The sequence below is a fragment of the Streptomyces sp. NPDC059534 genome (genome assembly GCF_042743475.1).
In the GTDB taxonomy this organism is placed as follows: domain Bacteria; phylum Actinomycetota; class Actinomycetes; order Streptomycetales; family Streptomycetaceae; genus Streptomyces.
The window spans coordinates 16,883-39,426 of the sequence record NZ_JBHWAQ010000050.1; the positions used below are offsets into that span (position 1 = coordinate 16,883).

Genomic DNA, 22,544 nt, shown 5'->3' on the forward strand with positions numbered 1-22,544 from the left:
CCCGCCGGCGGTCAGATGGTGAACGGCCGCTGGTCGAGGAAGGTCTCGTCGGGCGAGCCGGTCAGGTAGAGGTTGGGGCGCTGGGTCGGGGGCAGTCTGCGCTGGACCTCGCGGTGGAGGTCGCGGTAACCGCCCTGGAAGGCGCCGCCGTCCCACACGCCGAGCAGGGCCTCGGTGAAGGCTCCGTTGACGTCGCCGTCGGACGCGACCTGGTCGTCCTGACAGGCCGACACGAGGAGGGCTTCGGGGCCCTTTCCGTCGGCGGGCGCGGACGCGGCGAGCGAGCGGCGCAGGCCGGCGAGGAAGTCCCGGTCGCGGTCGTAGAGCTGTCGCTGCCGCGGCTCGGGCATGTAGCGGCCCCGGACGTCGTCCCCGCCGGGAGCCTCGATGCTGCTGCCGCTGTGGCAGCAGTCGAAGAGGGCGACGATCCGTACGTCGTCGGCGAAGGCGCGGAACGCCTGCCGGACCTCGTCGTCGAGGAACTGGCGGTCGTAGAAGACGAGGGTCTCGTCGAGGGCGTCCGGTTCGTCGTCGGCGTCCGAGGCGTCGGGCACCTGGCCGCCGTGTCCGGAGTAGGTGAAGAACAGGATGTCGCCGGGGCCGAGCCTGGCGGCCGCGGCGCCGAGCGCGGCGGTGACGTGTGCGACGGTGCCGTCGGGGGTGAGCAGGGTGGTGGTCTCGAATCCGGCGGTACGGGCGAGCCTCGCCATGTCGCGGGCGTCGTTCTCGCAGGCGACCAGGGTGCCGTCCCAGCCCTCGTAGCGGGCGGGGTCGACCTGGTTGAGTCCGACGTGCAGGGAGAGTCCGGTGGCCATGAGGTGCCTCCTGGAGGGGAGCGGAGGGGGTGCCGGGGGCGTCTGATCGAGTGGCCTGTGGTCCGGCGCCGAGCACGACCCTCTCCACGCGGTACGTACATCCTATGAACCCTTCCGCTCCTCCGCCCCCTCCGGCCGCCGGCTCCGGCCGCTCACCCCGCCGGGACGCGCTCGCCGACCGCACCGGCTACGACGCGTACTTCCTCGGCCCTGAGGTCCCGCTGCCGGTCCCGGTACGGGGCACGGTCGAGACGGTGCTGCTGCCGTACACGCACTTCACCGTGGTGTTCCGGCCCGACCGGCGGCTCGCGGCGTCGACGGCCGTGTGCATCGAGGGCCGGGAGCTCCTGGAGGACGTCCCCCGCGAGGACGTCTGGGAGTTCGACCCCCGGCTGCCCAAAGAACAGCAGGCCGGCGACGACGTCTACCGGAACAACAGCCTCGACCGCGGCCATCTGGTCCGTCGGCTCGACCCGGTCTGGGGGGCGCCGGCCGTCGCGGGCCTGGCCAACACCGACACGTTCCACTTCACCAACGCCGCCCCGCAGGCCGACGTCTTCAACCAGGGCAAACAGCTCTGGCAGGGGCTGGAGAACTACCTCCTCGACCACGCCGCCGAGTACGACCGGAAGCTGACGGTCCTCACCGGGCCGGTGCTCCAGGACGCGGACCCGCCCTACCGGGGCATCCAGGTGCCGCTGCGGTTCTGGAAGGTGGCCGCCTTCGTCCAGGACGGGGCGCTCGCCTCCGCCGGGTACATCCTCGACCAGAGCCCGGACCTGAGCCGGGACGCCGAGCGGGCACTGGCGGGAGCGACGGCCGGCGCGCCGCCGCCGCTCGGCCCGTTCCGTACGTACCAGGTGCCCGTCTCGGACGTCGCGGAGATCACCGAGCTGGAGTTCGGGCCGCTGCCCGACGTGGACGTGCTGCCCGCGGCGCGCGGCCCCGAGGAGCGCTGGCGGCGCCTGGAGTCGTACGACGACATCGTGCTGCACCCCTGACCGGCGCACCCTACGGAGCGTGACCGCGGCCGTCCGGGCCGCGATTGCGGCCGCCCCGGCCCGGTGGAACGATGGAATCACCTCCGGCGTCGGAGCGACCGGCGCTGCGCGAAGTACGCCGGGCAGGTGCGGTATGCCGCTCACCGAGACGGAGTGGGGTCTCGTCGCCAGCTGGGTGCGGGACCATCTCCTCGACACCGCCGAACCACGCGAACGACTGCTGCGCGCGGGTCTGCCGGCCGACTTCGTCGACGACCTGCCGCTCACCCCGGACGCCGACCGCAACGCCCGGCTCCTGGTCGCCGCGGCCCGGCGGGACATCGCCCACCAGCGCCGGCTCCTCGCCGTCCTCGCCGGTCTCGACGCACTGGCGGCCATCGACCATCCGCACGCCTTCGAGCAGGGCGCCGAGGCCCGCAACCTCCTCACCCGGCTCCGGGAGGACGAACGGCTGCGCCGCTCGCCGCGGGACCCGTTCGACAGCCGGCTCCTGAAGCACGGCACCGCGGTCTTCCTCGACCGGCGCGAACTGCGCACCAAGCTCCGGGGCTTCCTGGCCGACCCGGAGCAGACGGTGCTCGTCGTCGACGGCCCGCCGGACAGCGGCCGGTCCTACACGTACGAGCTCATCCGCCATCTCGGCCAGCACTGCGACTTCCGGCCGGTGCGGGTCACCCTGTCCCGCACCTCCACGGCCGCGCGCCTCCTGGAGCGGCTCTCGGCCTTCGTGTCCGATCCCGGGGCCGACGGCGTCCTGCTCGACCCGACGCGGCTGAACGATCCGCTGCCCTGCTTCGAGGACGCCGCGCACCGGATCGTCGCCCGCGCGACCGCCGCCGCGGACCGCTTCTGGCTGGTCCTCGACGACTGCGACCGGCTCGACCCGCAGTCGGACGTCTGGGACTGCATCGGCGTCCTCGCCCGGGCGGTCTACGAGCACACGCCGGTGCGCACCGAGACCGTGCCCCGCCTCGTCCTGCTCGGATACGCGACGACGATGCGCCAACTGCCGTACGAGATCAGGAAGAACGAGTGCCGGGACACCACCCGCCTGGTGGACGGGGACGATCTCCGGGATTTCTTCCACGAGTTCTTCACCGACACGCTCCACCCCGACCGGGGAGAGAACGTCGAGGAGCTGACGGAGACGGCCGTGGCCGAGGTGCTGCGGGCCGTCGACGCGCCCTCGAACGGCGACAGTTACATGCGACGGGTCTGCACGGCAGTGGAGGACGTCGTACGGCTCCGCCGGGCACTGCCACCGGCCCCGGCGCAGGGCCCCGGAGAGGCGGGTCCGCTGCTGCGGGACGCCCTGCGCACCGGCCTCGCCGCCCCCGCCACCGCCCTGCCCGATCTGCGCAGGTCCTATCGCGAGGCCGCCTGCCTGCTCCGGGAGTTCGACCCGTCGCGGCTGCGCCTGCCGGGCGAGGGGCATCCCACCGGGCGGGCCGTCCTCGAACTCGTCGACGACTGCACCGGCCTGCCGTGCCCCGAAGCCACGGTGGCCGCCGTGTGGACGCTCAAGCCCGAGGTCCGCGACGCGACGCTCGCGGGCCTGCCGGGACCGGAGTCGGCCGTGCGCGCCCTCCGGGCCAACATCGGCCTGCGGCCCGCCGGCCCCGGCCCGGAACGCGCCGCCCTCGCCCTGCTCACCGGGCCGGGAACCCCGCTCGACGGGACCCTGTTCGCCGGAACCCCGGTCACCGGCACCCCGCTCGACGGAATTCCGCTCGACGGAATCCCGCTCGACGGAATCCCGCCGGCGGGCTCGTACCCGGGCAGCGGCGGCGCCGGCGCGAGCACCGCTCTGGCGCCCGACGACCCCGTCGAGGAACTCTCCGACACCCTTCAGGCCGTCCTCTGGCTCAGCCGGGTGCCGGGGGTGACCGGGCTGCCCTCCGTCGACGACGTCCAGCACCGGCTGGAGAAGGCCCGGCTGCTGCAGCCGATGCACCGGCTGATCCGGGGGACCTTCCACGGCCGCACGGCCGAACTCGACACGCTGCACGCCTATCTCGCCCTGCCCGAGGAGCCGGCGGAGCCCCCCGTCCTCCTGCACGGCGTGGGCGGCATCGGCAAGAGCACGCTGCTCGCCAAGTTCCTCGTCGAGGCGCTCGCCGCCTCCCCCACCGGATTCCCCTTCGTCTTCATCGACTTCGCCCGGCCGACGCTCTCCATCCACGAACCCGCCACCGTGATCGCGGAGACGGCCCGACAGCTCGGCATCCTCCACCCGGCACTCCGCGCCGAATTCGACGCCCTCGCCGACGAGTGCGAGCGCACGGCGGCGGTCCAGCGGGGCGAACGCAACGAGCTCGACGAGCTGTACCAGCTGGCCGGCACCCGGGCCACGATGGGCCGCGACTACTCCGCCGACTTCCACGCCCGGGCCAGCGCCCGGGAGCAGGAACTCGCCCACCGGGCGGCCTCCCTGGTCGCCGAGGCCGTCCGGCCCGCGCCGGGCGGCACCGCACCGCCCCTGCTCGTCGTCGTCGACTCCTTCGAGGAGGCCCAGTACCGCGGCTCCCCCGTCATGGGACGGATGTGGGCGATCTGGACCGCGCTCCGGGCGGCCTACTCGCGCCTGCGGTTCATCGTCTCCGGGCGCGCCCCGATCGACCACCCCGCCCGGGTCCTCACCCCCCGCACGATGGAGCTCACCGAGCTGGACCACCGGGCGTCGGTGGACCTGCTGATGTCCTCCGGAGTGACCGACGAGCCGCTCGCCGAGGACCTGGCCGACCGGATCGGCGGCCATCCGCTGAGCCTGCGCCTCGCGGCCCGTACGGCGGCCGCGCTCGGCACGGACTCCACCTCACTCGGCGAGTTGCTGCGCGGACTGCCCTCCCGGCGGCGCTACTTCGACCGGCAGGTCGACCAGATGCTCATCCAGGGCACGCTGTACGACCGGCTCCTCAAGCACATCGCGGAGGACGACGTCCGGGCCCTGGTCCAGGCGGGCCTGGCGCTCCGGTTCATCACCCCCGACCTCGTCAAAGAGGTCCTGGCCGGCCCGGCGGGGCTCCGGGTGGACACCCCGGGAGAGGCCCGCCGGCTCTACGGACTGCTGACCTCGCGGGTCGACCTGATGGAGCCGGCCGGACCGGAGGCCATCCGGCACCGGACCGATCTGCGGGCCATCATGCTGCGCCTCTCGGACCGGGCGCGGACCGATCTGATGCGGGCCGTGGACCGGCGGGCCGTCGCGTACTACGCGGCCCGCGAAGGGGACCGGGACCGCGCGGAGGAGATCTACCACCGGCTGCGCCTCGGCGAGAACCCCCGGACGGTGGAGGCCCGCTGGGAGCCCGGCGTGGCCCCGTACCTGGGCGGCTCGACGCACCGGGAGATGGCGCACCGCTCGGCGGCGTTCCTCCTCGGCCTGATCGGCGGCCACGTGCCCGACCAGATCATGGCCGAGGCCGACCAGGAGGACTGGGAGCGGATCGCCGCGCGCGAGGTGGAGGACCTGCTCACCCAGGGGTACGTGGAGGCCGCGGCGCAGCGGCTCGCGGAGCGGCGGCCCTGGACGCCGTGCAGCAGACTGCACGCGCTGCTCGCCGAGACCCTCGCCCGTTCGGGCCGGTCCGCGGAGGCACGCGCGGGCGCCGAACGGGCCGTGGACCGGGCGGAGGAGGCGGGCTGCGCCGAGACCCAGCTCGAACTGCTCCAGCTGTCGGCGCGGCTCGCGCAGGACTCCGGGGACTTCGCGGCGGCGGACCGCGACCTCCAGGAGGCGGAGGAGCTCGCGGCGGGTCTCGGGCTGCGGTACGAGTCCCTGGGCGTCCTCGTCGCCCGGTCCCGGCTCGCGGCCCTGGCGGACGTCGACGCCGCCCCCGCGGAGGAGCGCCTCGCCCGGACGCTGCGCGGGATACCGGACGCGGACCTGGCCCGGCAGCCGTCGCTGGCCCGGACGGCGGCGGCCACGGCCTGCCGGGCCGACCCGCGGCTCCTGGAGCACACGCTGCGGCTCGTGGGGCTCCCGGCGGACGAGGACACCGTCATCACCGAGCTCGCCCGCTGGATCGACACGACCCTGACCGACGAGCCGGGGCTGCGGGTGCCGCTGACCCGCATCCTGGAGTCGGCGGCCGGTGCGGCCGACCCGGACGCCGGCGCGGACGGGTCGGACCGGCCGGACCACCGGGACCGCCCGGATCTCGCCGGGATCGAGTGGGACCTGCGGGAGGCACGGCGGCGCGGCACCCTGGACAGCGTCGCCCGGCAGGCGCTGACGCTCCGTGACGGCAGCGGGGACCTGCTCCTCGGGGTCGCCTCCGCGATGGACGCCGGCCCTTACGGTCAGGGGCCCGAGGCGCGCGCGCCGACCGGCGCGGAGCCCGACGCGGCGGGCGGGACGGAGCCCCGGCACGGCGGCACCGGCCTGTGGACGCGCCCCCCGCCGAACGCCGCGGGGGCGGCCCTGCGCAAGGTGCCGTTCCTGCCGCAGGAGGAGCTGGTCCGGGTCCGCAACGCGGCCATGGAGGCGGGACTCGCGGACCGCGCGCTGCGCCCCGCCCTGCTCAAGGGCATCCCCCGGTACTTCACGGCCACGCTCGAGCCGCTCGACGACCCCCGGGAGCAGGCCCACGCCGACCTGAACGCCATGAACCAGGTCGAGCGGCTGCTCGACGGTCTCGTGCCGCTGGAGATCTGGCTGCACAACGCGATCGAGCACGTCCACGAGCAGGGGCCGCGGGCCGTCCTCCAGGGCGCCCTCGACGCCGTGGCCCGCGAGATCACCGGCGAGGCGGAGCTCCCGGCCGAGATGATGCCCGGTGAGATGAAGGAGGAGATCGTCCTCCAGGACGACACCGTGCCGTACGAGTTCCTGCACGGCGGCATCCGGGCCGGCGCGTCCGTCGCACTGCTGCGGATCCCGCCGTACGAGTCGGGGGCCCCGCTCCTCCCGTCGTATCCGCACGGCGGCACCGGCTGGATGCTCGCGCCGGGGCTGCTGATCACCAACCACCATGTGGTGATGGCCCGTTCGTGGGAGTCGGGGGTCCGCCCCTACGTCAGCGACGAGGACCTGCGGCTCCAGGCGCTCATGTCACGCTCCCGCTTCGACTTCGTCGAGAACGCGGCGGCCGCGCCGGAGGCGACCGCCGGTGAACTCGCCGCCTGGGACGCGGCGCTCGACTACGCGATCGTTCGGCTCGCCCCCGACCAGCAGCAGCGGCCGACGCTCAGGGTCGCCACCCGCCCGCTCCTGGTCCGCGAACGGCAGCGGGTACCGGTCAACATCATCCAGCACCCGGGCGGTCTGCCGAAGCGGGTCGCGCTGCGCAACAACCTGGTCTACCGGGCCGACGAGCACGACATCCTGTACTTCACCGACACCCGCGGCGGCTCCTCCGGCTCACCCGTCTGCCTCGACGACTGGACGGTGGTCGGACTGCACCGCGGGACGCGGAAGGTCGACGAGGTGGAGCTCCAGGGCGGAAAGACCCGGTTCGTGAACGTCGGCACCCAGATGAGCAGCATCCTGGCCCATCTCCGGGACGTCCGGACGGAGTTGTATGAGGAGGTCATGGCGGCCCAGTCGGGCCGGCCGGCCCCCGGGCACACCAACGGGAATCCGAGGTGAGGGAGCATGCCGAACGGACCACGGAGCGTGTCGCCGGTCGCGACCGCCACCGAGCAGGTCTTCGGCGATCTGCGGCAGGTCGCGGAGCGCGTGCGCGCGGACCTGGAGGCCGAGATCGCCGAGTCCGCCCAGGAGCTCCCCGCCGGCGTGGCACCGGCGGCGGAGATCTCCCGCTTCGCCCGTGAGGAGCGGGCGCGCGTCCTGGAGGCGGGTGTCAGCGGCCTGGAGAAGCTCGCGGCCCACCGGGAGGACGAGCTCGACGGCGACGAGTCCTTCGGTGTGGAGGCCATCGTCCTACTGGAGGGCCGCCCCGCGATCCTGGTCCAGCGCCAGGACTTCGCCCCGCAGCGGGACGAATGGTCGGTGCTCGACGCGCAGCGGCCGGCGATCCGCGAGTCCCTCCTGCGGGTCGGCCGTGTGGAGGTCACCGGGCACCCCCGGCTCGACTGGGTCGGCACGGCGTTCCTCGTCGGCCCGCGCACGGTCATGACGAATCGTCATGTCGCCTCGGAGTTCAGCCGGTTCGAGTCCGATCACGGCCGCTGGACCTTCGAGTACGGCATGTCGGCGCGCGTCGACCCGGCCGAGGAACTGCCCGCCGACGGCGTGCCGTACGCGACCTCGACCCCGTACGAGATCGTCGAGGTCGTCGGCGTCCACCCCGACGTCGACATGGCCCTGCTGCGGATCGAGCCGACGGCGGACGGCTCGCTGCCCGCCCCTCTCGCGGTCGCGGCGGACGCCCCGGCGAGCGTGCCGGGCAGGCCGGTGTACGTGGTGGGCTACCCGGCGTGGGACGGCCGGCGCAACGAGCCGGAGTCGATGCGCCGGATCTTCATGGACGTCTACAACGTCAAGCGTCTCCAGCCGGGCGCCGCGACCGAGTTCACCCCCGGCGGCCTGGTCATGAAGCACGACTGCTCCACCCTCGGCGGCAACAGCGGCTCCCCCGTCTTCGACCTCGCCGACCACCGCGTCCTCGGTCTCCACTTCGGAGGCCGCTACCGCACGGGCAACCTCGCGGTCCCCCTGTGGGAGCTGATCGACGACCCGCTGCTCGCCAAGGCGGAGGTGAACTGGGCCTAGCCGAGCCCGGCCTGATCGGCATGCCCCCTAGAGGGTGTCCTCGCCCGCCAGGACGTCGGCGTACGGGCCGCGGGCGGAGGTGCCGTCGGGGAGCCGCCATTCCGCGGTGAGGCGGCCCGCGGCGCCCGGGGCGGTGTCCGCGCCGGTCCGCAGCACGCGCCGTACGCGCAGGGTCAGTTCGGCGGGGGCGCCGGGCGTCCGGACGACGACGTCGGTGTGGGCGTGGCCTTCGGCGACGCGGACCGGCTCCGCGCCGGCGAGGTCGGTGCCCGGGGCGAGGGCGGCGTCGACGGTGGCGTCGGGGGTGTCGGTGAGGGACTGGTCCTGGGCGACGGTGCGGCCGGCGAGCAGAGCGGTCAACCGGCCGACGAGAACCGGGTCGTGGGCGCCGTCGTAGATCCAGCGGGTGCCGAGGACACCGTGCTCGGAGGTGCCGATCAGGGCGTGGTCGGCGCCCTCCAGCGGGGCGCCCCGGTAGGTCATGGGGACCAGGTAGACGACCGCGTCGTCGCCGGTCCCGTCGGCCACCGCCATGAACTCGATCCCGACCTCGCCCTCGGGGTCGTCGAGCCGGAAGCCGCCGGCCTTGGCCGGCCGCGGCCCGCCGTCCGCCGCCGTGTACCAGGCGCGGGTGGGCAGCCACGCGGCCAGCAACTCCAGCTTGGTGGGCTGCATCGTCGTGTGGTGGATGACGGCCATCGTGGGCTTCTTCCTCTCGACCTGGGGCGACCGGGGGACCCGGGCCCGGAGGACCGCAACCTAACAGAGGGGCGCCGGGCTCACCGCGCGCGGCCGTCCGCGCGCACCTAGCCTGGAAGCGAGTGTTGTCCCCGGCCGGCAGGAGGCCCGCCGTGAGGTACTCGCACACCGCAAGGACCCGGCGCGTCAGCGCGGCCCTCGTGGCTCTGGGCGTCTTCGCCGCACCGGTGGGCGCGGGCACCGCCTTCGCCGCCGAACCCCCGGGCGCCGCCCCGCTCCTCGCCACCGCGCCTCCCGGCCCCGCCCCGCTCCTCGCCGCCGCCGTCCCGTCGGACGACTCCGACTTCCCTCAGCTCACGCCGGCCGTCGCCGCACGGCTGGACCGGGCGATCCAGGACGTCATGAAGGAGACGGGCGTCCCGGGTGTCACCGTCGGTCTCTCCGCGCCGGGCAAGGGCACGTACATCCGCTCGTTCGGCATCGCCGACAAGGCCACCGGGCAGGCCATGGACCCCGGTCTGTACATGCGGATCGGGAGCGAGACCAAGACGTTCACGGTGACCGCCCTGCTCGAACTGGCCGACCGGGGGAAGCTGAGCATCGACGACCCGATCTCGAAGTACGTCGACGGCGTGCCGAACGGGGACCGGATCACCCTGCGCAACCTGGCGTCCATGCGCAGCGGCCTCTTCAACTACTCGGCGGACGAGGACTTCTACAAGGCGTTCACCTCGAACCCCGACCGCCCGTTCACCCCGCAGGAGCTGCTCGGCTACGCGTTCAAGCACCCGGTGCAGTTCCAGCCCGGGGCCGAGTTCGACTACTGCAACACGAACCTGATCCTGCTCGGACTCGTCGTCGAGAAGGCCGGCGGCATGCCGCTGCACGAGTTCATCCAGAAGAACGTCATCGAGCCCGCGGGGCTGAAGCACACCGTCTTCCCCACGGACGCCGCCTTCCCCAGTCCGCACGCCCACGGCTACACGGTGCAGACGGCCTCGGGCAAGCTCGAGGACTCCACCGACTGGAACCCCTCCTGGGGCTGGGCGGCGGGCGCGATGATCTCCGATCTCCAGGATCTGCGCTCCTGGGCCAGGACCGTCGCCACCGGGACCCTGCTGACGCCGAAGACCCAGGCCGAGCGCCTCAAGACGTACCCGTCGGGCATCCCCGGCGCCGGCTACGGTCTCGGCATCTTCGACATCCAGGGCTGGATCGGCCACAACGGCTCCCTGCCGGGCTACGAGTCGCTCACGATCTACCTGCCGGAGTCCCAGGCCACCCTGGTCGTCCTGCTCAACACCGACGTCCTGCACGACAACAACGAGCCCAGCACGCTCTTCGGGCAGGCGATCACCCGCATCGTGACCCCTGCCCACGTCTTCGACATCCCCGTGCAGGCACCGCCCCCGAGCCCGACCGGGTGACGGTGCCCCTTTGATACGCATTCGCTCCGGCACCTCAGCCGTGCCGCCGCAGAACGGGAGCAGCAATGACCGGTGGACCCGAACCCCTCAGCGCCTCGGCCCGCGACGCGCTCCAGCGGGAACTCGGCGATCTGCGCACCGAACGCGACGCCGTCGCCGCCACCCTGGGCGGGTCCGACGACCAGGTGGGCGACGAGGCGGACCAGGCCGACGAGTTGCAGCGCGCCACCGAGCTCGACCGGCTCGACGCCCGCATCGCCGAGATCGACGGACGGCTCCGCGAGGGGGCCGTCGCGGGGGCTCCCCGTACCGACGCCGTGGGCGTCGGCAGCACCGTGACGGTGCGGTTCGCGGACGGCACGGAGTCGGCCCTGCACATCGGCGAACTCCCCGACGCGCAGGACCCGGCGCTGGTGACGGCGGACAGCCCGCTCGGCCGGTCGCTGCTCGGACACCACGCCGGTGACACCGTGACGTACGAGACGCCCGGGGGGCGGACCACGGCGGTCGTGGTCTCCCTCGGCTGACCCCGGCGCGCGAGACCCGGACCGACCCCGCCGCCGACGGGCACGTCGGGGCACAGGTCAGGGAGGCCGACCGCGGGGGCGGCCCCGGGCGCACCGTCCCACTCAGCCCGTGACGATGCCGTTCACCAGGTTGATGGTGGTGGCCAGGATGCTGGCGCCGAAGACGTAGGACAGCAGGCAGTGCCGGAGGGCGACCGCGCGGATCAAGGTGCTGGAGACGTTCGTGTCGGACACCTGGTAGGTCATGCCCAGGTTGTAGCTGAAGTACAGGAAGTCGCTGTAGCGCGGCGGCTCCCGGGAGTTGAAGTCGATCCCGCCGCCGGGCTGCAGGGCGTAGTAGAGGTACGCGTAACGGGTGGCGTACATGAGATGCAGCGCCGCCCAGGCCATGAAGACGCCGCAGAGCGCCGTCGCCGCCGCGGCGTGACCCAGGCCCGAGCGGCCGGTGATCAGCATCACGATGATGCCGACGAGCCCGCACACCGCGGTCCCGACGACCACGAGTTCCTCGACGACCGGCCGGAACTCCTCGCGCCGGACGTTGTGATGGGTGGTGCCGGCGTCCATGGGCCACAGCACGGACCAGCCCGTGACGACGAAGAGGGTCTCCGCCGCGGCGATCCCGGCGAGGACGCCCAGCGGGGCGTGGGCCGCCGCGGCGACGACCGCGCCGATCGCCGCCCCGGCCAGCGCCGATCCGGCGAGTCGGGACACCGCGCCGACGAGCAGGGGGCGCATCCGCTCAGGCTTCCAGGACCACCACGGCTTCGTCCGTGTAGGTGAGGAAGGTCAGCGTCTCCTGGAAGTACAGATGGACGCGGTGCTCGTCGTGCCCCGTGTAGCCGATCGCCACGTCCTGGCCGAGGCGCAGTTCGAAGTCGCCGCCGCGGGTGGACAGGACGAAGCCGCCACTGAGGGCCGGTGCCCAGATCGGGGAGCCGTCCAGCATCCGGCCGAGGTGTGCCGCGATCGGATAGCCGTGGTCGGAGGTCTCGCTGACCGCCCGGTACTGGTCGGCCCCGAGGAGCAGCGCGTACGGTCCGTCGACGCCGGCCAGGCGCAGCGAGGTCAGGGCCCGGCTGACCGCGTCCGGGTAGTCGCTCGGCTCCTCGGGCAGCCGGACCACCGGGTTCGAACTCCGGGCGCGCAGGCCGTCGACGCCGGCCGCCCCGTACCCGTCGAAGATCGCCCGGTCCTCGACGAACGCCATGGTGCGCGCCGCGTCCTTGACGGGCTGCCAGTCGGAGTCCCTGGAGCCGCGCTCGACGTCGTCCACGGCGGCCCGGTCGACGCTGAACGGCACCCGGAGCTCGACGAGGGGCCTCGCCTCGCGCAGCCGCGCGGCGACCCCCGGGGCGGGCGGGGCCAGGTCGGAGAGGTGGCCCGTGCCGACGGCGGCGAGCTCCGGGCCCGCCGGGTCGGGGACGTCGACGACCCGGCGGCCGGCGACATGGCGCCGGAAGGTGCGGCGGGCCTCCTCCTCGATCTCGGCCCAGGCCGCGGGGGTGATCGGGGCGAGTTCGCGGTGCAGGTTGTTCGTGGCGTCGGGCGTCGTCATGGGGCTCAGGCTCCTTTCAGGCCGCCGATGCCCAGGGAGTCCCCGGGGACCACGGCGGCGGCCGGCGGCGCGGCGGGAAGGTCGTCGAGGAAGTCGGCACTCGGCACGAAGAAGAGGCCGCCGGTCACGGCCCTGGAGAAGTCGAGGATGCGGTCCGTGTTGCCCGGCGGATCGCCGAGGAACATGTTCCGCAGCATGCGTTCGGTGACGGCGGGTGTCCGCGCGTAGCCGATGAAGTACGTGCCGAACTCGCCGGCGCCGATCCGTCCGAAGGGCATGTTGTCGCGCACGATCTGCTGCTGGACGCCGTCCTCGTCGACGATCGTGTTGAGCGCGACGTGCGAGTTCGCGGGCTTGACGTCGTCGGGCATCTCGACGTTGGACGCCTTGTCCCGCCCGACGGCCCTCGCCTGCTCCTCGACGGTGAGGGCGTCCCAGGCGGCCATGTCGTGCAGGTACTTCTGCACGACGACATAGCTGCCGCCCCGGAACTCCGGTTCCTCGTCGCCGATGTGGACCGCGTCCCGGGCGGTCCTGCCCGTGGGGTTCTCGCTGCCGTCGACGAACCCGAGCAGGTCGCGCTGGTCGAAGAAGGTGAAGCCGTGCACCTCGTCGACGACGGTCACCGCGGTGCCGAGTCCGTCCACGATCTGCCGGGCCAGCTCGAAGCAGAGGTCCATCCGGCGGGCGCGCAGGTGGAAGAGCAGGTCGCCGGGTGTGGCGGGCGCCCGGTGCCGGGGGCCGCGCAGCGGCACGAAGGGGTGCAGGTCGCGCGGGCGCGGGCCGCCGACGAGCCGGTCCCATCCCTCGGAGCCGATCCCGGCGATACAGGTCAGGTCGTCCTGCGGGGCCCGGAACGCCACGGACCGGAGCAGGCCCGACAGGCCCTGGAGTCCCTCCCGCGCGGCCGTCTCCCCGCCGGGGTTGACGGTGACCACCAGGAAGACGGCCGCCCTCGACGGCGGCGCCACGACGGGCTGCGGTACTACCACGACGCTCCTGTCGAACGAGGATCGGGGACGGACGGGAAAAAGGGATGAAAAGGACAGCGTCAGGGTATGTGCGGATGATCTCCCGCGCAGCCCGGCGGCACGGAAGCCCGCCGCGCCCCAGCGCCTTGCGGTGCACCGGCCGACGGCGCACGGCCCCCACGGCACGGGGTGGAGCGGGGCGGGCGGGGCTGGGTGGCAGGCGGGAATCGGCGGGCATAGCCTGCGAAGAGGTGTCGAATCCTGCCGCCGCACCGGCGGAACCCGCAGGGCCCGCGTCGTGGCCCCGCATGGCGAGAGGGTGAAGTGCCGTGAGCACCGACGAGGAGACGCAGGGACAGCCGGCGCAGCCCGCCGAGGCCCCGGTGGGGCCCGCCCCCGACGGCGAGCCCCGGTTCTCGCCGTACCACCACCCGGCCGCGGGCTGGGGCGCCGCCAAGAGCGTGACGAGCTTCCTCCTCCGCGAGAAGGCACTGGTGGACGGCCCCCGCGCGATCATGAAGATGAACCACGAGAACACCGGCTTCGACTGTCCCGGTTGCGCCTGGCCCGACGACACCAAGGGCCTGCACCTGGACATCTGCGAGAACGGGATCAAGCACGTCACGTGGGAGATGACCGGCAAACGGGTCGGGCGCGACTTCTTCGCCGCGCACTCCGTGACGGAACTCGCCGGGTGGAGCGACTACGACCTGGAGAACGAGGGCCGGCTGACCGAGCCGATGGTCTACGACCCCGCGTCCGACCACTACGTGCCGATCACCTGGAAGGACGCCTTCGAACTCGTCGGCGGCGCGCTGCGCGACCTCGACGACCCGAACCAGGCGTCGTTCTACACCTCCGGCCGGCTGGGCAACGAGGCCACCTTCCTCTACCAGCTGATGGCCCGTGAACTGGGCACGAACAACCTGCCCGACTGCTCCAACATGTGCCACGAGGCCAGCGGCCGGGCCATGCAGGCGTCCCTGGGCACCGGCAAGGGCACCGTCGACCTCGCGGACTGGGAGACGGCCGACGCGCTGTTCGTCTTCGGGGTCAACGCCGCCTCCAACGCGCCCCGCATGCTCACCGCCCTCGCCGCCGCCTACCACCGCGGCGCGAGCATCGTGCACGTCAACCCGCTGGTGGAGGCGGCCGCCACCCGCACCATCGTCCCGCACGACTTCACCGACATGGCCCTGTTCAAGGCGACCAGGACCAGCACCCTCAACCTCCAGCCGCGCATCGGCGGCGACATGGCCCTGGTCCGCGGCATGGCCAAGGCGATCCTGGAGCAGTCCGCGACCGACCCCCGGGCCCTGGACCGGGAGTTCATCGAGCGTCACACCAGCGGATTCGAGGAGTACCGCGCCCGGTGCGAGGCCACGCCGTGGGAGGAACTGGAGCGACAGTCCGGGCTGACCCGCGCCGACATCCTCGAAGCCGCGCGGGTGTACGGCGAGGCCGACCGCACCATCGTCAGCTGGTGCCTGGGCATCACCCAGCACGAGCACGGCGTCGACACCGTCCGGGAGATCGTCAACCTGCTGCTGCTCCGCGGCAATCTCGGCCGGGAGGGCGCGGGCCCCTCCCCCGTACGCGGGCACAGCAACGTGCAGGGCAACCGCACCTGCGGCATCGACCACCGCCCCACCGACGCGTTCCTCGACCGGCTCGCCGAGGTCTGCGGGATCGAACCGCCGCGCGCCCACGGCCTGGACACCGTCCGCACCATCGAGGCGATGGGACACGGCGGGATCAAGGTCTTCGTCGCCATGGGCGGCAACTTCGCCCTCGCCGCGCCCGACACCCCGGTCACCTGCGCCGCCCTGCGGAGCTGCGACCTCACCGTCCAGGTGAGCACCAAGCTGAACCGCAGCCATGTCGTCCACGGCCGCCGGGCGCTCATCCTCCCCTGTCTCGGCCGCACCGAGAAGGACCACCAGCGCAAGGGCGTCCAGAGCACCTCCGTCGAGGACTCGATGAGCATGGTCCACCTGTCGGTGGGCATGAAGCGCCCCGCCTCGCCCCACCTTCTCTCCGAGCCGGCGATCGTCGCGGGCATGGCCCGCGCCGCGCTGCCCGGCAGCGACACGCCCTGGGAGTGGTACGTCGAGGACTACGACCGCATCCGCGACACCATGGCCCGGGCCCTCGACGGCTTCGAGGACTTCAACCGACGGGTGCGGCTGCCCCTCGGGTTCCGCATCAAGCAGCCCGCGCGGGAACTGGTCTTCCTCACCCCGTCCGGACGCGCCGAGTTCTCCAGCCCCGAACTGCCCGACGTCGTCCCTGAGCCCGGCACCCTCGCCCTGGGCACCATGCGCTCCCACGACCAGTGGAACACCACCATCTACTCGGACAACGACCGCTACCGCGGCATCGAGAACCTGCGCACGCTCGTCTTCATGAACCGGGCCGACATGCGGGAGCGCGGTATCGAGGACCTCGGCCCGGTCGACATCACGAGCACCGCGAAGGACGGCAGCCGGCGGTCCCTCAGCGGGTATCTCGCCATCCCCTACGACATCCCGCGCGGCTGCGCCGCCGGCTACATGCCCGAGATGAACGTGCTGTGCGCGCTCTCCGACTACAGCACCCAGAGCGACCAGCCGATCATGAAGCACGTCAAGGTCACGATCGCCCCGGCCGCCTGAGCCGGGGCGGGCCCGCCCGCACGCGCCGCTGCCCGTCCTTCCGCTGCCCGGCGTTCCCCCGCCCGTCCGTCCCCCGCCCGGAGTTCAGCGCCACCGGAGCAACCGCTCCAGGAGCAGGTACGCGCGCCGTTCCGCGGCCGCGAGTTCGGTGGGGTCGATCTCCGCGGGCCAGAGTTCGCCCGCCGCGGCGTCGTCGGCCTCGCGCAGCTCCACCACGGCGGCCGCCAGCGTCGTCTGGACGGCCGGGAACGACCGCACGGCGCGTTCGGCCAGGGCGAGTTCGGCCCGGTCGGACGCCGCCGTACACGCGACGAGCGCGCGCTGCGCCCGCACGGCGGCACGGTCGTGGACGACGAGGAGCGCGCAGCCCAGCGCGATGCCGACCCCGAGGACGCTGCCCAGCGCCCGGTCCTCGACGAGGACGCCCGCCGACGCGGGCGCGGCGAGGTCGGAGAGGAGCAGGGCCAGCGGCGTGAGGAAGACGACGCCGAATCCGTAGTTGCGGGCCACGACGTACTCCAGCAGGAACTCGAGCAGCACGATCACCAGGACGAGGACCGTCGGCCCGGGGTGCGCGGCGAGCACACCGAAGGCGAGGAGCAGGCCGGCGACCGTCCCCAGGGTGCGCTGCACGGCCCGCTGCGTCGCCGTGCGGACGTTGACCGAGTGCAGGACCGCCGCCGCGGAGATCGACGCCCAGTAGCCGTGACCGAGGCCGAGGAGGAGGGCGGTCCCGCCCGCGAGGCCGGTGCCGAGGACCATCCGCAGCGCGGGCACGAGCAGGACGGCCGCCCTGCCGTGGCGCGGCCCCGTCACCAGCTCCGCGGCCCGCAGCTCGGCGGCCTGGCGGGTGCCGGGACCGGCCGGCTCCGGGACTCCGTTCCTCCCCGGCCGGTACACCGGGGACGCCGCCGGTTCGGTCAGCACGAGCGGCGGCCGGCGCAGCCGGCGGCTCGCGAGCAGCCTCGCCTGGCGGCGCAGGTCCCGCGCCAGGCCGGCGGGGTCTCCGGGTGGCCGGCTGGGCGAGCCGATGAGCAGCGCCCACGCCAGGTCGGTGAGCCGGAGACAGACGTCGCCCCGACCGTGCCGTTCGGCGGCGGTGGTCGGGGGGAGACGGCCCAGCGTCCGGTACGCCTGGAGGACGGCGGCGGTCGCCCGGTGCCGTACGAGCCCCCCGAGGACCGCCGTACCGGGCCCCGAGCCGCCACCCGCCCTACTGCCCCGGGCGGGGACGAGGCCGGGGGCCTCGTCCGGGGCGGGGGCCTGGTCCCGGGCGGGAGCCTGACCCGGCGCGGGAGCCTGACCCGGCGCGGGAGCCTGACCCGGCGCGGGAGCCTGACCCGGGGGGTCCGGGGCAGCCGTACTCGTTCCCGCGCCGCCGCCCGGGCCGGTCCTCCCGCCGGTCGCCTCCCACAGGTCGGCGAGTTCCCGGAGGGCCGCGGCCACCGCGAGCCGCTGGGGCCGGTCCGGGTGCACCCACCAGCCCGCGACGGCGAGGGTCCAGGCCACGGCTGCGCCGGTGGCGGCCAGGGCGGCCCGCGGGAGGACGTCGGCCGGGGTGGAGACGGCGTTGGCGGCCACGGCGAAGGAGAAGAGCAGCAGGACGGCGCCGAGACCGGTCAGACGCGCCGCGTCGCAGGCGAACTTCGCGGCCCCGGCCACGACCGCCGTGGCGGCCACCGTCACGGCGGCGCCCACTCCCCCGTGCCCCGGCCGCGCCCACGCGGCGAGCGCCGTGCCGGAGGCCACGCACGCGGTCATCGCGACCGCGACGACCGCGAGCACGCGGGCCCGCCGCGCGTAGGGCAGGTTGCGTCCGAAGGTGGTCGTGAAGGAGCCCAGCATGGCGTAGACGGCCTGGTCGGCCCGCCCGGCCAGGGCCATCGGCACGGCGGGCAGCGCCATGGCGAGCGCGGCGCGCAGGGCGAAGGACAGCGCTCCGTCCACGCTCTGCAGGGCGAGCGCGCCCCGGGGCGAGAGCGCCCGGGCCGCGCGCGCCGCCCACGGTCGCCCGGGCGCCATGCTTCCGGTCCTCCGCCGGTTTCGGCTCAGACGTCGCTTCCCGCCGCGGACGTGTCGTCCGCCGCCTCGGGCCGGGGCTCGCCCTTGCGGACGGTGCAGTGGAGCGAGTCGTCCAGGACGTCGGCGACGAGGGTGTCGCCGGGGTCGGCCTCGCCGCCGAGGAGGAGGGAGGCGACGCGGTTGTCGAGCTCGGTCTGGATGGTGCGGCGCAGGGGGCGGGCGCCGAACGCGGGCTGGTAGCCGTGGGCGACGAGCAGCTTCTTCGCGGCCTCGGTGACCTCCAGGGTCATGCCCTGGGCGTGGACGCGGTGCTTGCTGCGGTCCAGGAGGTGCTCGACGATCTCGGACAGGTCGTCCTCGGTGAGGCTGTGGAAGACGATGATGTCGTCGATGCGGTTGAGGAACTCGGGCAGGAAGCGCCCCCGCAGGTCGTCCATCAGCTCGTCCTTGAGCTCGGCCGCGTCGCCCTCGTGGGCGAGGATGCGGTGCGCCCCGATGTTGGACGTCATGATGACGACGCAGTGGCGGAAGTCGACCGTGCGGCCCTGGCCGTCGGTGAGCCGCCCGTCGTCGAGGATCTGGAGCAGCGTGTTGAAGACGTCCGGGTGCCCCTTCTCCACCTCGTCGAAGAGGACCACGCTGTACGGCTGGCGCCTGACCTTCTCGGTGAGCTGGCCGGCCTCCTCGTAACCGACGTATCCGGGCGGGGCCCCGACGAGCCGGGCGACCGTGTGCTTCTCCTGGAACTCGCTCATGTCGAACCGGATCATCCGGTCCTCGTCGCCGAAGAGCAGCTCGGCGAGCGTCTTGGCGAGCTCGGTCTTGCCGACGCCCGTGGGCCCGAGGAAGAGGAAGGAGCCGACGGGGCGGTTCGGGTCCCCCATGCCGGCGCGGTTGCGGCGCACGGCTTCGGAGACGGCGGTGACGGCCTCGCCCTGGCCGACGATCCTGGCGTGCATCTCCTCCTCCAGCCTGAGGAGTTTCTCCTTCTCGCTGGCGGTGAGCTGGGAGACCGGGATCCCGGTGCGCCGGGAGACGATGTCGGCGATGTCGGCGGCCGTCACCGAGACGACGCCCTCGCGGCGCTCCTCGATGCCGGCGAGTTCGCCCTCCACCTCGGCGATCTGCCGCTTCAGGTCCGACGCCTTCTCGAACTCCTCGCCGGCGACGGCCTGGTCCTTCTCGCGGCGCAGCTTCGCGAGGCGGTCCTCCCGGCTGATCACCTCGGTGGAGCGCCCGGCGCCGCGGAGCCGTACGCGGGCGCCCGCCTGGTCCATCAGGTCGATGGCCTTGTCGGGCAGGAACCGGTCGCTGACGTAGCGGTCGGAGAGTTCCGCGGCGGCGGCCAGGGCGCCGTCGGCGAAGCGGACCTGGTGGTGGGCCTCGTACACGTCCCGCAGTCCTTCGAGGATCTGCACGGTCTCCTCGACGGTGGGTTCCGGGATGAGGACGGGCTGGAAGCGGCGTTCGAGCGCGGCGTCCTTCTCGATGTGCTTGCGGTACTCGTCGATGGTGGTCGCGCCCACCATCTGGAGTTCGCCGCGCGCGAGGGCGGGCTTGAGCATGTTGCCCGCGTCCATCGCACCTTCGCCCGTGGCGCCGGCGCCGACGACCGTGTGCAGTTCGTCGATGAAGAGGATGACCTCGCCGCTCGCGTTCTGGACGTCCTCGATGACCTTCTTGAGGCGTTCCTCGAACTGTCCGCGGTACTGCGCGCCGGCCACCATCCCGGAGAGGTCGAGGGAGACGACCCGCTTGCCCTTCAGGGTCGCGGGGACCTCGTCCGCGATGATGCGCTGGGCCAGTCCCTCCACGATGGCGGTCTTGCCGACGCCGGGCTCGCCGATGAGGACGGGGTTGTTCTTGGAGCGGCGGGAGAGGATCTCGACGGTCTGCTCGATCTCCTCGGCGCGGCCGACCACGGGGTCCAGCCTGCCGGCCCGGGCCTCCTCGGTCAGGTCACGGCCGTACTCGTCGAGGGTCGTGGCGGGCTGCTGGGGCGTCGCGGCGGGGGCGGCACCGTCGCCGCGGGCGGCCTGGTCCGTGAGGCCGCGCAGCCTCCGCACGTCCACGTCGTCCGCGCCCAGCAGCCGGCCGGCGCCGGAGTCGGGGTCCGCGAGGAGCGCGCCGAGGATGTGCTCGGGGCCGATGTACGACACCCCGGCCGCCTGCGAACGGGCGTAGGCGGCGGCGAGCGTGCGCTTGGCCGCCGGGGTGAGCCCGGGCTCCGATGAGGGTTCGCCGGACTCCCGCGGAAGCACCTGGTCGAGCTGGGCGGCGAGCGCGTCGGGGTCCACGCCGGCCTGGGCCAGCATCCTGCGGGCGGGGTCGACCTGGGTGGCCGCCCACAGGAGGTGCTCGGTGTCGAGGTCGGGCGTGCCGTCCTTCACGGCCTTGCGGGTGGCGGTGCCGAGGAGTTCGTGCGACGACTCCGTCAGCAGCCGTCCGATCGGGACGCGCTGCACCGCCGGCGGCGACGACGCCGGTGACATGCCGAAGAACCTGTTCAGCATGTCGCTGAACGGATCGGACGAGCCATGGGGAGAACCGAACGCCATCGACATGCCAGCTCCAGGGACGTGTGGGGGTCGCTCCTACTGAAACGCGCCCCCTGCCGGTCCGCAAACGGAGTGCCCGACACACCCACCCCGCCCGAATCGTCCGCATTCCGGGCCCGGAGGCCACGTCCGTCGACGATGGCACCATGACCTCCGCGATCCCCCCGAACACCCCCGGCGGCCCGGGCCCCACGGACCCCGCCGACGCACCGGGCCCCCAGGTCCGCGCCGGGCGCCTGCTCCGGAACGCCAAGCTGTGGCTCGTGCCGACGGTCCTGAGCGCCCTCGTCGCCCTGCTGCTCTCCCTCCTCTACATGGGGGGCATCCTCAACCCGGGCGAGAACCTGCGCCGGCTGCCCGTCGCCCTCGTCGACGAGGACCAGGGGCGCCCGCTGCCGGGGCAGCGGGAGAACCTGGGACAGCAGATCAGCGACGCGATCGTCTCGGCCTCCCGGGGCAAGGACTCCGTGGAGTGGCACCTGATCGGCCGTGCGGAGGCCGAGGACGCGCTCGCCTCCGGGAAGATCTTCGGGGCGCTGGTCGTCCCCGAGGACTTCACCGCCTCGGTCGCGGCCCTGACCACGAACCGGGCGACGGTACGGCCGACGCTGACCGTGCTCACCAATCCGGGTCTCGGCAGCCTGGGCTCGTCCCTGACGGCCACGATCAACCAGAACGCCGCCCACCAGGCGTCACTGACCATCGGCAAGCAGCTCGTCGCCTCCTCTTCCGCCGTCCCCACGACGCGGCTGCTCCTGGCCGATCCGGTGGCCGTCGTCACCCGGGTCGGGCATCCCATCGGTCCGCACAGCGGCCTGGGGCTGACCGCCTTCTACTACACCCTGCTGCTCGTGCTCAGCGGCTTCATCGGCGGGAACCTCGTCAACACCGGCGTCGACACCGCCCTCGGCTACGCCGACAGCGAGCTCGGGCCCTGGCACAGCCGCCGGCCGACCGTGCCCGTCAGCCGCACCCAGACCCTCGTGCTGAAGATGGCCATGACGGCCGGCATCTCGCTCCTGACCACCACGCTCGTCATGGTGGCGACGATCGCGGTCCTGGGCATGGACGCCTCGCACCTGCCGATGCTGTGGATCTTCTCCTACTGCGCGACGGTCGCCGTCGGCCTCGGCGTCCAGGCCATCAACGCCGCTTTCGGAGGCATCGGCCAGCTCGTCTCGATGTTCGTCTTCATCGCCCTGGCCCTCCCCTCGTCCGGCGCGACGGTCCCCCTGGAGGCCACGCCCGGCTTCTACCGCTTCCTCGGCGTCTTCGAACCGATGCACCAGCTCAGCGCCGGCGTCCGCGCGCTCCTCTACTTCGACGCGCGCGCCGACGCCGGCCTCGCCCGGGGCTGGATCATGATCGCGATCGGCACGGCCGCCGCGCTGGTCTTCGGCTTCGCCATGACCCGCTACTACGACCGCAGGGGGCTGCGCCGGCTCACCCCGCAGCCGGCCTGACCGGGCCCGGCGGCCGGGCCCGGCGGGCCCGCTACTCCCATTCGTCCCACGGCGGCTCGGTCTCGTCGTCGCCGAACAGCGGCGGCTCGTCGTCGTACGGCGCGGACGACGGCCCGGACGAGCGCCCGGCCGGCGCGGCGGGCGCCGCCGGCGCGGCGGCAGGACCCGGGGAA

At 73.5% G+C, this 22,544-nt stretch carries 14 protein-coding genes; 7 read left to right on the plus strand and 7 right to left on the minus strand.

The features are described 5' to 3' along the window. Positions 1-11: 11 nt before the first annotated feature. On the minus strand, positions 12-815 hold the full coding sequence (locus ACFVZH_RS35615) for a caspase domain-containing protein (protein ID WP_384904075.1): 804 nt from the start codon (positions 813-815) through the stop codon (positions 12-14). Positions 816-919: 104 nt separating this feature from the next. Here ACFVZH_RS35615 and ACFVZH_RS35620 point away from each other — a divergent pair, with 104 nt between their 5' ends. The 3 genes from ACFVZH_RS35620 (at position 920) to ACFVZH_RS35630 (ending at position 8,492) form a co-directional block, all read left to right on the plus strand. Next, complete coding sequence (locus ACFVZH_RS35620) at positions 920-1,816, plus strand: DNA/RNA non-specific endonuclease (RefSeq protein WP_384904077.1); 897 nt, start codon at positions 920-922, stop codon at positions 1,814-1,816. A gap of 133 nt (positions 1,817-1,949) precedes the next feature. Next, on the plus strand, positions 1,950-7,406 hold the full coding sequence (locus tag ACFVZH_RS35625) for a trypsin-like peptidase domain-containing protein (protein ID WP_384904078.1): 5,457 nt from the start codon (positions 1,950-1,952) through the stop codon (positions 7,404-7,406). Positions 7,407-7,412: 6 nt separating this feature from the next. After that, positions 7,413-8,492: a trypsin-like serine peptidase gene (locus ACFVZH_RS35630; RefSeq protein ID WP_384904080.1), complete on the plus strand. Its 1,080-nt coding sequence runs from the start codon at positions 7,413-7,415 to the stop codon at positions 8,490-8,492. A gap of 27 nt (positions 8,493-8,519) precedes the next feature. Here the strand turns inward: ACFVZH_RS35630 and ACFVZH_RS35635 are convergent, their stop codons facing one another. Further along, complete coding sequence (locus tag ACFVZH_RS35635; RefSeq protein ID WP_384904082.1) at positions 8,520-9,191, minus strand: 1,4-alpha-glucan branching protein; 672 nt, start codon at positions 9,189-9,191, stop codon at positions 8,520-8,522. A gap of 152 nt (positions 9,192-9,343) precedes the next feature. Here ACFVZH_RS35635 and ACFVZH_RS35640 point away from each other — a divergent pair, with 152 nt between their 5' ends. After that, entirely contained in the window at positions 9,344-10,618 is a 1,275-nt protein-coding gene (locus tag ACFVZH_RS35640; RefSeq protein WP_384904084.1) for a serine hydrolase domain-containing protein, read from the plus strand. Between the two features lie 65 nt (positions 10,619-10,683). Beyond that, positions 10,684-11,145 carry a GreA/GreB family elongation factor gene (locus ACFVZH_RS35645; RefSeq protein WP_384904085.1) on the plus strand — a complete coding sequence of 154 codons (462 nt, stop codon included), beginning with the start codon at positions 10,684-10,686 and terminating at the stop codon, positions 11,143-11,145. A 102-nt stretch (positions 11,146-11,247) separates the two neighbouring features. On the opposite strand, the gene ACFVZH_RS35650 is transcribed toward ACFVZH_RS35645, so the two are convergent. Genes ACFVZH_RS35650 through ACFVZH_RS35660 form a run of 3 tightly spaced genes read right to left on the minus strand, consistent with a single transcriptional unit; the run spans position 11,248 to position 13,695 of the window. Then, the gene (locus ACFVZH_RS35650; protein ID WP_384904086.1) at positions 11,248-11,883 is read right to left on the minus strand and encodes a DUF1345 domain-containing protein; all 636 of its coding nucleotides are present in this window, start codon (positions 11,881-11,883) and stop codon (positions 11,248-11,250) included. A 4-nt stretch (positions 11,884-11,887) separates the two neighbouring features. Further along, entirely contained in the window at positions 11,888-12,703 is an 816-nt protein-coding gene (locus ACFVZH_RS35655) for a family 1 encapsulin nanocompartment shell protein (protein WP_384904087.1), read from the minus strand. Between the two features lie 5 nt (positions 12,704-12,708). Beyond that, entirely contained in the window at positions 12,709-13,695 is a 987-nt protein-coding gene (locus ACFVZH_RS35660; protein ID WP_384904089.1) for a Dyp-type peroxidase, read from the minus strand. Between the two features lie 308 nt (positions 13,696-14,003). Between ACFVZH_RS35660 and ACFVZH_RS35665 the strand changes: the two genes are divergently transcribed. Then, complete coding sequence (locus tag ACFVZH_RS35665) at positions 14,004-16,328, plus strand: FdhF/YdeP family oxidoreductase (protein ID WP_384904091.1); 2,325 nt, start codon at positions 14,004-14,006, stop codon at positions 16,326-16,328. An 84-nt stretch (positions 16,329-16,412) separates the two neighbouring features. On the opposite strand, the gene ACFVZH_RS35670 is transcribed toward ACFVZH_RS35665, so the two are convergent. Both ACFVZH_RS35670 and ACFVZH_RS35675 read right to left on the minus strand, forming a co-directional pair. After that, positions 16,413-18,350 (minus strand): FUSC family protein, encoded by a 1,938-nt coding sequence (locus tag ACFVZH_RS35670; RefSeq protein ID WP_384904092.1) that lies wholly within the window; start codon positions 18,348-18,350, stop codon positions 16,413-16,415. A gap of 26 nt (positions 18,351-18,376) precedes the next feature. Further along, a complete protein-coding gene (locus tag ACFVZH_RS35675; RefSeq protein ID WP_384904094.1) occupies positions 18,377-20,914 on the minus strand; it encodes an ATP-dependent Clp protease ATP-binding subunit in 2,538 nt (845 codons plus the stop codon). Between the two features lie 140 nt (positions 20,915-21,054). On the opposite strand from ACFVZH_RS35675, the gene ACFVZH_RS35680 reads away from it, so the two are divergent. Then, the gene (locus tag ACFVZH_RS35680; protein WP_384904096.1) at positions 21,055-22,371 is read left to right on the plus strand and encodes a YhgE/Pip domain-containing protein; all 1,317 of its coding nucleotides are present in this window, start codon (positions 21,055-21,057) and stop codon (positions 22,369-22,371) included. The last annotated feature ends 173 nt before the right edge of the window (positions 22,372-22,544 follow it).

Excerpts from the sequence above, each read along its gene's own strand:
- ACFVZH_RS35615 (WP_384904075.1), bottom strand. The coding sequence starts at position 815 with ATGGCCACCGGACTCTCCCTGCACGTCGGACTCAACCAGGTCGACCCC.
- ACFVZH_RS35620 (WP_384904077.1), top strand. The coding sequence starts at position 920 with ATGAACCCTTCCGCTCCTCCGCCCCCTCCGGCCGCCGGCTCCGGCCGC.
- ACFVZH_RS35625 (WP_384904078.1), top strand. The coding sequence starts at position 1,950 with ATGCCGCTCACCGAGACGGAGTGGGGTCTCGTCGCCAGCTGGGTGCGG.
- ACFVZH_RS35630 (WP_384904080.1), top strand. The coding sequence starts at position 7,413 with ATGCCGAACGGACCACGGAGCGTGTCGCCGGTCGCGACCGCCACCGAG.
- ACFVZH_RS35635 (WP_384904082.1), bottom strand. The coding sequence starts at position 9,191 with ATGGCCGTCATCCACCACACGACGATGCAGCCCACCAAGCTGGAGTTG.
- ACFVZH_RS35645 (WP_384904085.1), top strand. The coding sequence starts at position 10,684 with ATGACCGGTGGACCCGAACCCCTCAGCGCCTCGGCCCGCGACGCGCTC.
- ACFVZH_RS35650 (WP_384904086.1), bottom strand. The coding sequence starts at position 11,883 with ATGCGCCCCCTGCTCGTCGGCGCGGTGTCCCGACTCGCCGGATCGGCG.
- ACFVZH_RS35655 (WP_384904087.1), bottom strand. The coding sequence starts at position 12,703 with ATGACGACGCCCGACGCCACGAACAACCTGCACCGCGAACTCGCCCCG.
- ACFVZH_RS35670 (WP_384904092.1), bottom strand. The coding sequence starts at position 18,350 with ATGGCGCCCGGGCGACCGTGGGCGGCGCGCGCGGCCCGGGCGCTCTCG.
- ACFVZH_RS35675 (WP_384904094.1), bottom strand. The coding sequence starts at position 20,914 with ATGTCGATGGCGTTCGGTTCTCCCCATGGCTCGTCCGATCCGTTCAGC.
- ACFVZH_RS35680 (WP_384904096.1), top strand. The coding sequence starts at position 21,055 with ATGACCTCCGCGATCCCCCCGAACACCCCCGGCGGCCCGGGCCCCACG.